11 protein-coding genes and 2 pseudogenes are annotated in these 15,311 nt (G+C 40.0%); 9 read left to right on the plus strand and 4 right to left on the minus strand.

The annotated features are described in order from the left end of the window. Nucleotides 1-8 precede the first annotated feature (8 nt). Together AC3E6G_RS01465 and AC3E6G_RS01470 are read right to left on the minus strand one after the other, a co-directional pair. Nucleotides 9-4,898: a glycosyl hydrolase family 95 catalytic domain-containing protein gene (locus AC3E6G_RS01465; protein WP_490700285.1), complete on the minus strand. Its 4,890-nt coding sequence runs from the start codon at nt 4,896-4,898 to the stop codon at nt 9-11. Between the two features lie 263 nt (nt 4,899-5,161). After that, nucleotides 5,162-5,344: pseudogene (locus AC3E6G_RS01470) on the minus strand (UTRA domain-containing protein); the annotation flags it as partial. Between the two features lie 214 nt (nt 5,345-5,558). On the opposite strand from AC3E6G_RS01470, the gene pflA reads away from it, so the two are divergent. The 3 genes from pflA to AC3E6G_RS01485 all read left to right on the plus strand — a co-directional run bounded on the left by pflA (nt 5,559) and on the right by AC3E6G_RS01485 (nt 7,972). Next, a complete protein-coding gene (pflA, locus tag AC3E6G_RS01475) occupies nt 5,559-6,353 on the plus strand; it encodes a pyruvate formate-lyase-activating protein (RefSeq protein WP_048689741.1) in 795 nt (264 codons plus the stop codon). A gap of 128 nt (nt 6,354-6,481) precedes the next feature. Further along, on the plus strand, nt 6,482-7,417 hold the full coding sequence (locus AC3E6G_RS01480) for a manganese-dependent inorganic pyrophosphatase (RefSeq protein WP_490700286.1): 936 nt from the start codon (nt 6,482-6,484) through the stop codon (nt 7,415-7,417). A gap of 63 nt (nt 7,418-7,480) precedes the next feature. Beyond that, nucleotides 7,481-7,972 carry a YiiX/YebB-like N1pC/P60 family cysteine hydrolase gene (locus AC3E6G_RS01485; protein ID WP_490700287.1) on the plus strand — a complete coding sequence of 164 codons (492 nt, stop codon included), beginning with the start codon at nt 7,481-7,483 and terminating at the stop codon, nt 7,970-7,972. Between the two features lie 441 nt (nt 7,973-8,413). Here the strand turns inward: AC3E6G_RS01485 and AC3E6G_RS01490 are convergent. After that, nucleotides 8,414-8,653 (minus strand): annotated as a pseudogene (locus tag AC3E6G_RS01490) (IS3 family transposase); the annotation flags it as partial. Between the two features lie 215 nt (nt 8,654-8,868). Between AC3E6G_RS01490 and AC3E6G_RS01495 the strand changes: the two are divergent. The 6 genes from AC3E6G_RS01495 to AC3E6G_RS01520 all read left to right on the plus strand — a co-directional run bounded on the left by AC3E6G_RS01495 (nt 8,869) and on the right by AC3E6G_RS01520 (nt 13,823). Further along, nucleotides 8,869-9,579: an ABC transporter ATP-binding protein gene (locus tag AC3E6G_RS01495; RefSeq protein ID WP_490700288.1), complete on the plus strand. Its 711-nt coding sequence runs from the start codon at nt 8,869-8,871 to the stop codon at nt 9,577-9,579. A 1-nt stretch (nt 9,580) separates the two neighbouring features. Beyond that, on the plus strand, nt 9,581-10,366 hold the full coding sequence (locus AC3E6G_RS01500) for an ABC transporter permease (protein WP_350012056.1): 786 nt from the start codon (nt 9,581-9,583) through the stop codon (nt 10,364-10,366). A 1-nt stretch (nt 10,367) separates the two neighbouring features. Continuing rightward, a complete protein-coding gene (locus tag AC3E6G_RS01505) occupies nt 10,368-11,087 on the plus strand; it encodes an ABC transporter permease (RefSeq protein WP_490700289.1) in 720 nt (239 codons plus the stop codon). 61 nt (nt 11,088-11,148) lie between these two features. Further along, nucleotides 11,149-11,835, plus strand: a complete 687-nt coding sequence (locus tag AC3E6G_RS01510; RefSeq protein WP_049528276.1) for a response regulator transcription factor — start codon at nt 11,149-11,151, stop codon at nt 11,833-11,835. Beyond that, the gene (locus AC3E6G_RS01515) at nt 11,805-12,896 is read left to right on the plus strand and encodes a sensor histidine kinase (protein WP_490700290.1); all 1,092 of its coding nucleotides are present in this window, start codon (nt 11,805-11,807) and stop codon (nt 12,894-12,896) included. Before AC3E6G_RS01510 ends, AC3E6G_RS01515 begins: the two co-directional genes overlap by 31 nt. Before the next feature lie 276 nt (nt 12,897-13,172). Further along, complete coding sequence (locus AC3E6G_RS01520; RefSeq protein WP_490700291.1) at nt 13,173-13,823, plus strand: DUF1803 domain-containing protein; 651 nt, start codon at nt 13,173-13,175, stop codon at nt 13,821-13,823. A gap of 38 nt (nt 13,824-13,861) precedes the next feature. Here the strand turns inward: AC3E6G_RS01520 and AC3E6G_RS01525 are convergent, their stop codons facing one another. Next, on the minus strand, nt 13,862-15,307 hold the full coding sequence (locus AC3E6G_RS01525) for a UDP-N-acetylmuramoyl-L-alanyl-D-glutamate--L-lysine ligase (protein WP_490700292.1): 1,446 nt from the start codon (nt 15,305-15,307) through the stop codon (nt 13,862-13,864). Nucleotides 15,308-15,311 lie beyond the last annotated feature (4 nt).

Raw genomic sequence — 15,311 nt, forward strand, 5'->3', positions numbered from 1 at the left:
ACATCAAGCTAAACCTGTTCCTTTTTCCCTAGGAAGCTAGCTGTGAGGACAAGGCTGAGTCCTGCTAAGAAGAGTAGGTATGAACTGTGTCCAGTATTCGTTTTTGGAAGTTGTCTTTGCGAAGCCTGGTCTTGTTTAGAGTTGGGAACACTCATTAAACTATCACCGGCCTTCCTTGGACTCGTGCTCTCTGAAACAAGCATCTTCCTATTTTGAACCTTTCTTCCTGAGACGATAGGCTCAACGCTCTCATAGGAATCTGTATTAACGGATCCGACTTCTGGTTCCGACTTATAGACAATAGCATAGGTTCCTAACTCTTGTGCCAGGAATTCAATCATGCCCTCTCGTAGTGTAAATTCTACTGCTTGGAGTTCTCGATTAGGAGTCAAGACATAGACTTGCTTCACTTCTTTTGATAGTGGAAGTCGAACCAATACACTTCCTTTGACTGGAACTGGATTCCCTTCTTTATCCTTGAGTTGAAGGTTGAAAGCATCGTAGGTTTTGCCAAAGAGTCCTTGGTCAAGGACCTTTTGAATCTCTAAATGACTGTCACTACCAATCTCATTTTCTCCACTAATGACCTCTACCTGGCTTGCTTGGTCTTTCAGTACTCGAAGGACATATTCAGGTAGAGAGTGGATAGCTGCCTCCTGTCCAGCAGTGCCGATTGGCTCTGTGTACTTAGGAAGGGTCACTACAGGTGGTTCTTGGTCTCCCAAACTTGTCACAATAGCAGGTAAGAGAGAGACGACCGGACTAGTGATGGTCTTTCCTCGGATGGCATAGGCTGAGATGATCTGAGTTTGTTTTTGATGAGCAGTTTCTGGGATCGGCAATTCAACTTGCTGGTTCTTAATCGCTAACACTCGATTTCCATCTGATAGGGTGACGTGGGAATCATCGGTTTTCTTGAGGAAAACAGGATCTTTTTCCCCAGGGAAATGAAGGGCAATAGCATCCCACTCCCCAGACGGAAGTGTGAGGGTAATCGTCTGATCGCCTGCTTTTATTGGGGCCAGGCTTGGAGTATCCAGGGATACTGTTGACGGCTTCAGGATGTCAAATGAATCCAGGGAAATCATCTTTCTGTCATCAGGAGAGTTAGGATCCACTGTCAAGGTGAGGATATGATTTCCATTGCTTAAGTTTGTATACTCGCCAATCAACACATTCTTTTCATAGTCAGCACTTGAGTAGAAGTCCAAACTTGGCATTTCTTTTCCATCTATGGTGACTAAGGCTTTTCCATAGTCAGAAGATTTTAAGCCGTAAATACGAATACCTGTACCAGTGAATGGAATGGTTGCCTTGGCCTCTGAATACTGAGATGAATCCACGTTTTGGAGAGTCGCGTATTTTTCTGTCGTTTGATATAAGCCTGATTCATTCCAGTCCTTGAACAAGGAGCCATAGTGGATACGAGAATCTCTGTCATCCATCTTTTCAACAGTCGCCCCTTGACCCGGATAGATTTTAAAGTAATCCAAGGAAATTTTTGAGCGTTCATTCCCTCGGTTTAAATGCTCCTTCTTCACTGTTAGAGTCAGGAGGTGCTCTCCATCAGGAAGTCCTGTGAAACGACCGATTAGAGCACTTTTTTCCGTCTCTCCCGATGTGTGGAAATCTAGGTCTCCTACTTTCTTACCATCGATTTGAACTTCCGCTAGGCCTAATTCAGATGATTTGAGACCATAGATTTCAATTCCTCGTCCATTAAAAGTAATCCTAGCAGTGGCATCGTTGTCAGAATAACTATCAACAGTTAGGTCAGCATATTTTTCAGTTCCTGCAAATAGGTCAGCATCCTCCCAGTTATGGAAGGCAGGACCGTATTGAACACGAGGATCTCTGTCGTCCATCCATTCGACAACTGGTTGGATTGACGCAGATTCGGATACTTGCCTTGAGTGCTCCCCAATCATGGCTCTAACAGAATAGCTATAGCTATGGAGAGAATCGATGGAGCGGTCGATGAAATGAGTGACATTGGTTAGGAATTCCTTGATAGAAGGAGCATCACTGCTTTCGTCATTACTTTCTCGACGGATGACATAGTGGGTCGCATCTGTAACCGGATTGAAATCGAGTTTAGCTGTTACAGCATCTTTTCTCACAGCAGATAGACGAGTAACCCGCTCTGGTAACTTTTCAAAGGTGATCTGATCCCCTTTTTGAGTGGCAATCTGAATCCGATTGTCTTTGAGAAGAGTTGGTTTGATTTCTTTCCCGTTAATCTTGACAATACTCGATTCGATGTCTGGATAATCGACCACTAATTCTCCACCTGCATGGGAAAGGAAAGCTAATGTCTCAAGATTTTTTTCTTTCCATTTCATGCTGACTTCAAAGTTGCCCCGGGCTACAATCCCTGAGACTTGCCCGTCTTTCCAGGCATCGGGAAGGGCTGGTAATGGGGCAATATAGCCTGTGTGAGATTGAAGGAGCATTTCTGCCATACCGCTGGTGGCACCAAAGTTCCCATCGATTTGGAAAGGTGCATGGGTATCCCAGAGGTTTTCTAGAGTTGAGGACTTGAGCTGTTCAGCCAACAAACGGTGGGCGCGGTTTCCGTCTAAGAGACGAGCCCAGAGGTTAATTTTATTAGCCTTGGACCAACCTGTTCCACCATCTCCACGATGGTTCAAAGTTGCGCGTGCGGCCTCCAGATATTCAGGCTGATCCTTATCAAATAGAGTACCTGGGAAGAGTCCAACTAGATGGGAAACGTGGCGGTGATGGTTTTCAATGCCTTCGTTGGTGAATTGAGGACTGTCTTCCTCGTACCATTCCTTGATACGTCCCTCTTGGTTGATATGAAGTGGTTTGAGCTTGTCAAATTTAGCCTTCACTTCTGTCACCAAATCTTGGTCCATATTGAGGTGATTGGCAGCTTCCATATAGTCGTGGAAGAGCTGCCAAATTAGTGATTGGTCAAAGGTATTCCCGATCGTGATAGTTCCATGCTCTGGCGAATAAGATGGAGAAGAAACCCAACGGTCACTAGATTTGTCGTAGTGCAAGAAGGAGTTCCAGAACTTGGCTGTTTCCTTGAGCATTGGGTAAATCTTTTCTTTGAGATAAGTCTCATCCTTGGTGAATTTATAGTAGTCATAGACATTCTGCATCATCCAAGCATTGGCAGCAGGAGACCAACCCCAGTAATAATTCCAACCTGGAGTTGTCCAGCCAAATGGTGTTGCCTGAGTATGAACCAACCAACCATTTTCTTGGCCTTCTTTGGATTCGATACCTGCATATTCTTTAGCAGCGATACGACCATAGTAGCGCATGTCATCGATATAATTGATCATTGGCTTAGCCGTTTCTGCAAGATTACTCATGTAGGCAGGCCAATAGTTCATTTGTAGGTTGACATTGAGGTGGTAATCAGCGTTCCAAGGTGGATTGTCTACAGCATTCCAGACTCCCTGCAAGTTGGCAGGAAGGGCATCTGTCCGGTTACGAGAAGAACTGATTAGTAGGTAACGTCCGTATTGGAAGAAGAGTTCTTCTAGTTCTTGCCCTTTTGTAGGATCATAGGTTTGGAGAGCTTCTTTTGTCGTTTGGCTAGACTTATTACCACCAAGATTCAGTTGGACACGATTGAAGAGACGCTGGTAGTCCTCGATGTGGTCATGTTTCAGAGTTTCATAATCTTTGGCTTTAGCCGACTCGACAATCGATTTAACAGTTGCTTCTACATCAATATCATTGCGATAATTTGTTTTTGGATTTTGAGCAAAGTTGGTCTTGGCACTGAGTAAAAGGGTCGCATAGCTGGCTCCAGTGACAGTCAAATAGCCATCTTGGGCAGTGACTTGTCCATCTGTCTTGATTCCAAGATAAGAGGCAAATTGAAGGCCATTGTCTTTGACAGTCCCCTTGAGCAAGATACCATTTGAATCTGTCGTGACTGCCCCTTGTTTATACTTCGAATATTCCCAAGAGTAGTCACCATTCGCAAGTAAATCCTCTGTCAAGCTATTCCAAAGGGTAAAATCGAGGGTCTTATCCCCTTTTTTACTCAAATGGGTCACAGTAACATCATCCGGATAGCTAGAGAAGGTTTCGCGTTTAAAGGTGGTTCCATCCTGGCTATAAGAAGTAGTTGTGATAGCTTCGGTAATATCTAAGTCACGGTGATAGTCGGTAACGTTCTCCAAACCTTTCTTTTGGTTGTTAAAGACCATGAAGATATCACCAAAAGATAAGTAGCGTCCGTATTGAGCGTTGTTTGGTCCCACTAGATTTTCTTCGGCTAACTGCTTCGCTTTTTGGCGGTCTCCAGCTTCAAGAGCCTTACGGATTTCTGCTAAGACTTTGTAGCGATCTTGATAGTTTCCTCCGTTGTAGTCGGTGCTATCCGGTTGTGGTCCACCAGACCAAAGAGTTTTTTCGTTGTATTGAATTCTTTCCTCGCCGATGAGTCCGAAAACCTTAGCGCCCATTTCTCCATTTCCGACTGGGAGAGCTTGTTTTTCCCACCCATCATAGCTAGCAGCAGCAGGTTGATTGTAGCTTAAATGATAATCTGTTTGTTTGGCCACGGGAGTCTCAATTTTCATAGTTTCCCTTTCTTCATTTGGCTCAATCGAAGTAGTCGAAGTGGCTGTATGCTTGCTTTGAACTTCTGTATCTGGAGACAAGCTTTTTTCTTCAGAAATAGGAGCGCTATACGGATTTTCTGGTTTGGCTTCTCCAGTTCCGTCAGTCGGGCTCTCTATGGCTGGAGCAGCTTCAAGGTGGTTGCTTTCGTTTTGACTTCCAACAATACTATCAGCACCTACCTGGTGTGAGCCGAGAAAAATGGCTCCTAATAACACAGAAGCCGTGCCAACCGTTAGTTTTCGAATACTATAACGACAGGATTTTTCCAAAAATCTTTGGTCCATAGAACTCTCCTCTAGTTTTTGAGACCGCTTACATTTTCAGTTAAAGACAGCCCCTTCATATTTATTTTTATCATTTCCAATTTAATAGGGAAACAGGAAAATGTCAATAGCTTTTAGGTAAGATGCATATTTGAGAGTGTTATTTCTTGAAATAGTAGAGAAATAAGAGATAAATAAGCTATTATTTTGGGCTGAAAACATTTTTCATTTTCGGATATCGTAAAAAAACAGTTGAGTCCATTCTCAACTGTCAGCGGAGTACTTTATTTTTGATTTCTTTTTGCATAGTCGACAAAATGAAACTTGTCTAATTTGTGTTGACTTTCGGTGAACTGGAATTGTCGTCCGTCTGCTAGGTGAACTTGGGAGCGGACCGTCACCACGTGTTGGTCTTTCCCAAGATCCAGTAAGATTTTGTCGCGATTATCGATTGGTGAGATCAAGATTCTTAAGATATTAAAAAAAGAAAACGGCTCTTCGTTTTCTTTTTTTGTCAGAGAGAATAGGAGCAGCCAAGAGCGACTGGAAGGGCCTGTACTAATACAATGGGTTGAAATTGAAAAACAGTTTATTTTCTAAAAAATCATTAAAATCCTTTTATTCACAAGGAATCATGGTATAATAAAACCATAAAACGTTTTCAAGAGAGAAGGACAAGACATGGAAAATGAAACAGTTGACTATGGAAAAGTAACAGGAATGGTACACTCTACGGAAAGCTTCGGTGCCGTGGATGGACCAGGGATCCGTTTTATTGTCTTTCTTCAAGGCTGTCAAATGCGGTGTCAGTATTGCCATAACCCGGATACTTGGGCTATGGAAACCAACATGTCTAGAGAACGAACAGTGGATGATGTATTGGAAGAAGCTCTCCGCTATCGTGGATTCTGGGGTCAAAAAGGTGGGATCACGGTCAGTGGTGGAGAAGCCCTCTTACAGATAGACTTTTTGATTGCCCTATTCACCAAGGCTCAAGAGTTGGGCATTCACTGCACGCTCGATACCTGTGCTCTGCCTTTCCGCAATACCCCTCGTTACCTGGAAAAATTTGATAAATTAATGGCAGTGACAGACTTGGTGCTTCTGGATATCAAGGAAATTAACGATGAACGGCACAGATTTGTAACCAGTCAGACAAACAAAAATATTTTAGCCTGTGCCAAGTACTTGTCTGATATTGGCAAGCCCGTCTGGATTCGCCACGTCTTGGTGCCTGGGCTTACAGACCGAGATGATGACCTGATCGAACTTGGGAAATTTGTTAAAACCCTTAAAAATGTTGATAAATTTGAAATTCTGCCTTACCATACTATGGGGGAATTCAAATGGCGGGAATTGGGCATTCCATACAAGTTGGAGGGTGTGAAACCACCGACAAAAGAACGGGTCCAAAATGCGAAGGACTTGATGGAAACGGAAAGTTACCAAGATTACCTGAAACGGGTTAAAGGATAAAATAAATCGAGACAGTTGGTCCTTCCAGCTGTCTTTTTCTGATGAAATGAACAACTATTCCCTTTCTTTAAACGGAAAAACGTGCTAAAATAGAGTGAATATACAAATGAAAATGAAGAGGTAGAAACATGTCAAAAATTCTCGTTTTTGGTCACCAAAATCCTGACTCAGATGCCATCGGCTCATCTGTAGCTTTTGCTTATCTTGCAAAAGAAGCTTATGGTTTGGATACAGAAGCAGTGGCTCTTGGAACTCCAAATGAAGAAACAGCTTTCGTGTTGGACTATTTTGGTGTGGAAGCACCACGTGTGATCACATCAGCTAAAGCAGAAGGTGCAGAGCAAGTCATCTTGACGGACCACAATGAATTCCAACAATCTGTTTCAGATATCGCTGAAGTAGAAGTATATGGTGTGGTGGATCACCACCGTGTGGCTAACTTCGAAACTGCCAGTCCACTTTACATGCGTTTGGAACCAGTTGGATCAGCATCTTCTATCGTGTACCGCATGTTCAAAGAACACGGTGTAGCAGTGTCAAAAGAAATCGCTGGTTTGATGCTTTCAGGTTTGATTTCAGATACTCTTCTTTTGAAATCTCCAACAACTCACCCATCTGATAAGGTGATTGCACCTGAATTGGCTGAATTGGCTGGTGTGAACTTGGAAGAATACGGTCTTGCCATGCTCAAGGCTGGTACCAACTTGGCAAGCAAATCAGCAGAAGAGTTGATTGACATTGATGCTAAGACTTTTGAATTGAACGGAAACAACGTTCGTGTGGCTCAAGTGAACACAGTTGATATTGCTGAAGTTTTGGAACGCCAAGCTGAAATCGAAGCAGCCATCCAAGCCGCAAATGCAGCTAACGGCTACTCTGACTTTGTCTTGATGATTACAGACATCGTCAACTCAAACTCAGAAATTTTGGCTCTTGGTGCTAATATGGATAAGGTAGAAGCAGCTTTCAACTTCAAACTTGAAAACAATCATGCTTTCCTTCCAGGTGCCGTTTCACGTAAGAAACAAGTGGTTCCTCAATTGACTGAAAGCTTTAATGCATAATGATAAATGGGGAAGCCCATTGTTAAAAAGGAGTTTCGACTCCTTTTTTGTTAGGAGGAGATCATGTTAGAAAATGGCGATTTGATTTTTGTGAGAGAAGATACGGAAATGGGGCAGGCCATTCAGACATCTACTGGTCATTACAGCCATGTGGCCATCTTTTTGGACGGGCAAAGCTATCATGCTACGATGGAAGGCGGTGTTCTTGCCCAATCCCCTGAAGATTTCTTTGAAGCTGAGAAAGTCTATGACCTTTATCGCTATGCGGAGATTGACTGTCCAGAGGTTAAAAAGCGGGCAGAAAACCTTTTAGGGGCTCCCTACAATGCGTCCTTTTATCCAGATGGAGCTGGTTTCTATTGTTCCCAGTTCATCGCTGAACTACTTCCTATCTTTGAAACCATTCCCATGAAGTTTGGAGATGAGGAAGAGGAGATTAGTCCGTTCTGGCTGGATTACTACAAGGAGCTTGGCCTAGCCGTTCCCCTAGATCAGCCTGGGACCAACCCGAGTCAGTTAGCTCAGTCTCCCTATCTACAGTTTAAAGAAAAGTAGATGGATTATTCGGATTCATGAAACAATATTCTGAATCTTTGATACAGTTCATAAGAGTCTCATCAAACTAAATAAGAATAATTTTTCAATACTTTCCTTTGGTGAGTGCGGACGTTAAGTGAAATTATCCAGTGGATCATTTCAGCAATCCAGGAAGTTCCATGATGTAGTTTTGAGTCTAAGGATTCAAGATTTTTTCTCACACTGGACTGTATCAATTTATAATTTTTCACTTTAAAAACTAGGCTTTAGGAAAAAGATAGAGTATGAATTGAAATAAAGTGTAATATATTGCATTTGAAAAATCGAAAAAACGCTTAGTACTGACCCTAAAAAGTTAGACAAATAATTTATTAAAAGGGATTTAATTCTGTATTGCACAGGACAGAGTCCTTTTTTATTTTTACCTTAATTGGTTTGTTCTAGCATATTTCTCAGTTATTCCAGGTTCGGTGACGTAGAAAAATTATAGGCAATAATTTCATTGTTGGAACCATCTAAAATTGGTGACTATTACAGTTTCTGGCTACTATTTGGAATGGAAAACTCTGTCACATCCGTATAGCATTTTCCATTGGCTTGGATGCTTCGAACTGGCGTTGAATGAGATTTTCTGCTTTTATACAAACCTCTTTGATAAGAAGATTGCTTCCGTTTACGACAAATTCTAGCTGTTAAATCAATAAGATTATTGAAGCGCATTCCAGTTTTGAAAAGAATTTAAATGATTAAGGGAATAAAGGATAGTCTATAATTCATCTGTTGGTTTATATATCTGATGAGATTATTTTGATGAAAACAGTTCTACAAAAAGTAAAATCCTGAAAAAAATCCGAAAATTATTGATTAATATATACTTGTTTCAAATGATACAACAAATTGAATAGGAGAAATCTATGGAACAAAGTATTACCATTAAAAATCTATGTAAGTCATATGGTCAAACTCAAATTTTAAAAGATATTTCTTTTGAAGCAAAAGCAGGCAGAGTAACTGCTTTCCTAGGTCCAAATGGAGCTGGTAAAAGTTCAACCTTACGTATCTTATTAGGATTAGACAAAGCAACATCTGGTCTTACCAAAATTGGAGGTCAAACTTATAAGGAATTAAAATTTCCTCTAAAGATTGTAGGAGCTTCCTTTGATAGTGTAGGAGCTCCTGATGATCGGACTGTTTATCATCATTTGAAAATTGTTGCTGCTAGTAATGGGATATCGAGTCAGCGAATTGAGCAAGTCTTGGATATGGTGGATATTAGTCATAAGAAAAAATCTAAAATTGGAAAATTATCATTAGGAGAAGGACAACGTTTGGGGATTGCAACAGCTCTATTAGGAAATCCTCAATATCTGATATTGGATGAACCGACAAATGGTTTGGATCCAAGAGGAATTCGGTGGTTTAGAGAGTTTATAAAAAAACAAGCTCAAGAAGGAAAGACCGTCTTGCTATCATCTCATATATTATCGGAAGTGGAAGCAGTGACAGATGATGTGGTCATCATAAATAAAGGCAAAGTTCTTATAAAAGGGACTTTACAAGAAGTGATGAGAAATCTTTCTTCACTGGAGGAAGTTTTCTTTAGTTTAACAGAGGGAGGAAATTGACATGGCACTTATTTACTCTCTTCATTCTGAAATCTTGAAATTACTTTATAAGAGAGCTACTCATGTTGTACTATTTTTGATACTAGTATTTCAAACATTTTTAGCAAATATTGGTGCATCTCAAATTGTTTCAGTTGGTATCCATGCTACACCAGAGACAAATCCAGAGTTAGTAGAAGCTATTCCACCTATTGAATTTTTAGGATTTGATGTTACTCTAATTGGCATTTTTTTTATGATTATCTTAGGCTCAATCTACGGAGCTGAAGAGTATAAAGACTCTGCTATTCGCACAAGCCTCCTCTCTAATACGAGTCGAATTACTCTCCTAGTTTCAAAGACATTAATTTGGCTGGTATTTTCTTTTGTCATTTCCTTCCTATCAATATTTCTGACGATTAACATGACACATTATGTTTTAGGACAAGATGGTTTATTGCTATTTTCACTAAATGGGACAGTTTGGTTCTATATGTTTTTGGACAGCATAGCTTGGACATTGTTGGGACTTCTAGCCTATATTCTTGCTTTAACATTTAAAAAAGCCCTTGTTCCCCTATTGTTTTTGCTTCCTCAAGTCTACAATTTAGGAACATTCTTAGCCGACCATATATCAATTGCAAAATTTCTTCCAGTTTCATTGAGCTATGGACTGATTGCTACATCTCCTCAAATGTTAGAACAGAATAGTTTACAAAATATTTTGCTTTTACTTTGTTGGAATTTGTCATTCTTGGCTTTGGCAGTTTACCGCGTGCTTCAGTCAGATGTTGGAGGAGGGGAATGAGTTGAAAGAGCAATTTAAAAGTGAGTATCTCAAGTTTATGATGAATCCTTGGCATTGGTTGATTATAGGTGCTCTATTACTTTGTGTTCCGCCGATGGTTATTTTTTTAAATAGTAAACCAGATCAGTTGACTCTACACTTTGTTTTGGAACAGCTACTGCAAAGTCTCTATTTAGGACAGGCAGGTTTTATTAGTCTAGCTGTACTATTTATAGGTCAAGAATTTACAGGTTCTAGCCTTCGTACAAGTTTTCTTACATGTCCAAATCGTTTAAAATTTATAATATGTAAACTAGCTATTGTGTTATGTGTGGAAATTGTATTATTGCTAGCTGTAATATCAGTATGTATACTACTTGCCCAAGGATATTACAATATCAATCTTTTGAGCAATATTAAACATGTTCTAACAATTCTATTTCCAGCTTGTATTTCTATTCTAACCTTCGCTCTTTTAAGTGGTATTTTTGTATTTATTTCCCAGTCTTTTATCTTAATTTTGGGAATAAGTTTATCCCTTTTATTGGGGTTGGGACAAATGCTACTACAATTCAGTTCTTTTTTTAGAAATTTACCATTACTAGCTAGTATGAATTGTTTTTATACCCATCCCTTGTCGCTTTATTATCCAGTGTGGCAAGGCTTAGGGATACAAATAGTTTGGTTATTACTTGTTTTTGTAGTTGCTACACTGATACTTAGAGAAAGAAATGTACGCTAAAGACAGGGAATATCCTGTCTTTTTCTCAGTTAGTGTTATAATATATTCAAGGGGGTGAGTTATGGCTTACAAAATATTAGTGGTAGATGATGATCTTGCTATTCTTCGCCTAATAAAAAAGGTACTAGAATATGAAAAATATGAAGTAGTTATACGAAATAACATAGAAGAGATTGATCTTTGTGATTTTACAGAATTTGACTTGATTTTGTTAGATATTATGATGCCTGTTAGTGGTTTAGAAATCTGTCAGATGATTCGCGATCAGATAACTGTTCCTATCTGTTTTATAACTGCTAAGGATATGGCTGAAGATTTGGTAGCTGGAATCAATGCAGGCGCCGATGATTATATTATGAAACCTTTTAGTATGCAGGAGCTTTTAGCACGTGTTAAAATGCACCTACGTCGTGAAGAACGGACTAAAGGAACTGTTCATCAGATAAAAAGCGGGAAACTTGTACTATATACTGATAGTAAGGAACTATTTATAAAGAATGATAAGATTGCCTTGACAAGAAGGGAATTTGATATTGTCAGCCTTCTAGCAAGTCACCCAAATAAAATATACTCAATTGAGGAAATTTATAATTATCTATATCCACAAAGTTCAGAAGCTCTTTTACGTTCGGTTTCAGAGTATATTTATCAAATTCGTCAAAAGCTGAAACCTTATCAGCTGAATCCAATTAAAACCTTGTACGGTGGAGGATATCAATGGGTAGAGTCAAAAGTTTTAGACAATTAATTCGAGAAACCTGCTGGAGAATTATTTGGCAGTTTAGTCTTGGCTTACTAATGGCCTATCTTATTCCCTTAGCTTCAGTATCTATACAAATAAATGAAGACGGGAAACCTCTAAAAAATAGTGGTGTTCTATCAATTTTTTTCAATGTGTCATCATGGATATATATTTGTGTTTTATTGATTGTTCTAATAAGTTATCACATTGGAAAATTGTTGAAAAAACTGAGTTATGAAATGACTTTGATTTATGAAAAGAGTATGTGGCTAGAAAGCGAATGTACAGAAAGATTAACAGTTAAGGAATTTCGTGAGACTGGAAATCGAATTATTGTGATGCAGGATCGTATTCGACAGCTATTAGATGATGAGAAGCAACAGAAAGAAGACTTGATGTTTCAGGTTTCAGCATTGTCTCATGATTTGAAGACACCTTTAACTATCATCAAAGGGAATGCAGAATTTTTGCACACGTCCACTAAAGATGAGCAGTCTAAAGAATGTTTAGCAGATATAGTTCATGCTAGTCAACGCTTGCTTGATTATTTTAATCAGTTGATTCATTATTCTAAAACTTACTATGATGATGAGATAGGTTGGACGGAGTATTCTTCTTCAGATTTTATCAATGAATTAGAGAAAGAAGTCTCTTTTTTGATAAAAAATCAGATGAAGTTTTCTTTTGAACAAAATTTGAAAGGAACTGAAAGCTATTATATAAATCCATCTCTTCTGATTCGTGCAATACAAAATATTTTAACAAATGCTTTGGAGTATGCAGATAAACAGAATCCTAAAATTAAAATTAGGGTAGAGCAAGAGGGGAAGGAATTGAAAATAGGGATATGGAATAATGGCTCTGAATTTCCAGAGGAAGTTTTAACTAATTTTGGGAAGCTCTTTTATCGTATGGATAAAGCTAGATCGGTTAAAGAGCAACATTATGGTATTGGACTTAGTTTTGTATGCAGAGTTGCAAAACTGCACAAAGGCCGAGTTGAGCTTAGAAATAAAGACGAGGGAGCAGAAGTTTTAATGGCTCTTAATTGTATTAAATCAATGTGATTTATTATAGGAATTTTTGTTGTCAGCGATTGGTTAGTTGAATCCTTTGGTCGTTTTTATGTAATTGATACGAGAAGTGGAGAAGTATTTTGCCCAGTTTTTACTCCCGCAAAAATCGAAGCAATCTTTTTGCCCCTTGTTTTTTTATAGCCCTATTTAGGCCCATTTATGACTAACAATAAAATGAAGAGTTTATCCTTTTGCATTGATTTCGCTTAAGATAACTTTTATGTTACAATAAGAGCTAACCGATAAAACAGTAAACGAGATCTATTTATGATAACAATCATTAATCCCACACGTTTGACACGTCAGCCATTTTTCAAGGACTTGATCAACTATCTGGACCAGCAGGATGATGTGATCCTGCGGCAAATCAAGGCCCAATTTCCAGATCAACCAGTGGATAAGCTGATGGAGGAGTATATCAAAGCGGGCTTCATCCTTCGAGAAAATAAACGCTACACTCTCAATTTGCCTTTCTTAGAGTCAGCTGATCGAGTTGAACTGGATCAAGAGGTCTTTGTTCGAGAGGACAGTGCAGTTTATCAAGAATTAAAAGCCAAGGTCTTCCAAACAGAACTCCGCAACACGACCAATGCAGCAATTCTCATAGATGAGACTGACTTCGAACGACATGCACAGACTCTTTCCAATTACTTCTACAAGGTGCAACACCAATATCCATTGACAGAGGAACAAGAAAAGCTCTATGCTATTTTGGGCGATGTCAATCCCGAGTATGCTCTCAAGTATATGACCAGCTTTTTGCTCAAGTTCCTCAAAAAAGAAGAAGTCCAGCAAAAGCGCAGAGATATCTTTGTCGATAGTTTAGAAGTCTTAGGCTATATCCGCAAAAATGATGAAGGCAAATATGAATTAGCAGTGGACTTGGACAAGGAAAGGCTGATGTTTATCAAACAATAAACAAGGCTAGGAAAATTTCCTAGCCTTGTTTCGTTTGATTATAGATAACGTTCAGCAATGGCGGCATCACCCGGATATTCTTCTTTTACGCCATTGACGATTTGGTAGCAGTCAGCTCCTTTTCCAGCGATAATAACAGCATCTTCAGGCTTGCTGGTCGTTGCCATAGCCACTTGAATGGCTTGCTCGCGATCTGCGATTTTTTCGACAGGTCGCGTGATGAAACTACTAATCTCTTCAGCGATAGCCAAAGGATCTTCATAGTTGGGATCATCAGCTGTGAGGAAGACTTGGATCTCAGGATGTTCTTCTAAAAGTAAGCCAAAGTCTTTGCGGCGGCTCTCTCCCTTATTACCGGTTGATCCAAGGACTAGTGAAATGGTCCCCGTTTGATGGGTTTCGACAACTGAGAGCAGTTTTTTCAAGCTATCTCCATTATGGGCATAGTCGATGAAGACCTTGGCCCCATTTTTCTGAGTCAAGACTTCCATTCGGCCAGGAACGCGCGTCTTAGCAATCCCTTTTTGGATATCCCCGAGGCTCGCTCCTAGGCGAAGGCAGGCAAGACCTGCTGCCACAGCATTTTCTTGGTTGAAGTGACCGATGAGCTGGGTATCATAATCTCCTGCCAGCTTGCCAGTGACCGAAAAGCTAAAGGCTTTTGAATTGTGGACTTGGTTGCTTGATTGACTACCGTAGAAGTCGTGGTCTTGCTCAGCAACCTGCTCCGCAAGAATCTCAAAATGATCCATATCGCTATTGACGACAACAGCACGGCTATTTTCCATCAAGAGACGTTTGTGGTAGAAATAGTCTTCGAAGGTTGGATGCTCAATTGGTCCAATATGGTCAGGGCTGATGTTGAGGAAGACACCGACATCAAAGGTCAGACCGTAAACCCGTTTCACCAAATAAGCTTGGCTGGAAACTTCCATAATCAGGTGGGTCCGATCATTGGCAACCGCTTGGGCCATCATTTCAAAAAGATCAATGCTTTCTGGAGTGGTCAAGGTTGATTTGAAGAAGGTCTTGCCATCCAAGGTTGTATTCATAGTGGATAGCATGGCTGGACGGTGTCCTTGCTCAAGAATCTTGTAGGCATAGTAAGCAGAAGTCGTTTTGCCCTTGGTCCCTGTAAAAGCTAAGAGTTTTAGCTGGCGCTCAGGGTGGCCATAGAATTCCATGGCAATCAAGCTCATAGCCTGTTTGATATCCGTAACGATAATGGCAGGGATGCTGACCTCAAAGTCTTGCTCAGCGACATACCACTGGAGACCTTTCTCGATTGCTTGTTCCAAAAATTCTTTCTTGAAATTTGCCCCCTTGACAAAAAAGAGGGTCTCAGCGTTGACCTTTCGACTATCGTAGCTTATTTGATTAAAAGAAACACCACTTGCTGAATAGTGGTATTCTCCGTCTTGTAGGATCTCACGAAAGTTGTGATCCTCTTTTAAAATGTTTAGTACAGTTTCTATCTTTATCATAATC

The organism is Streptococcus sp. SCPM-O-B-23252 (M501), assembly GCF_058200355.1.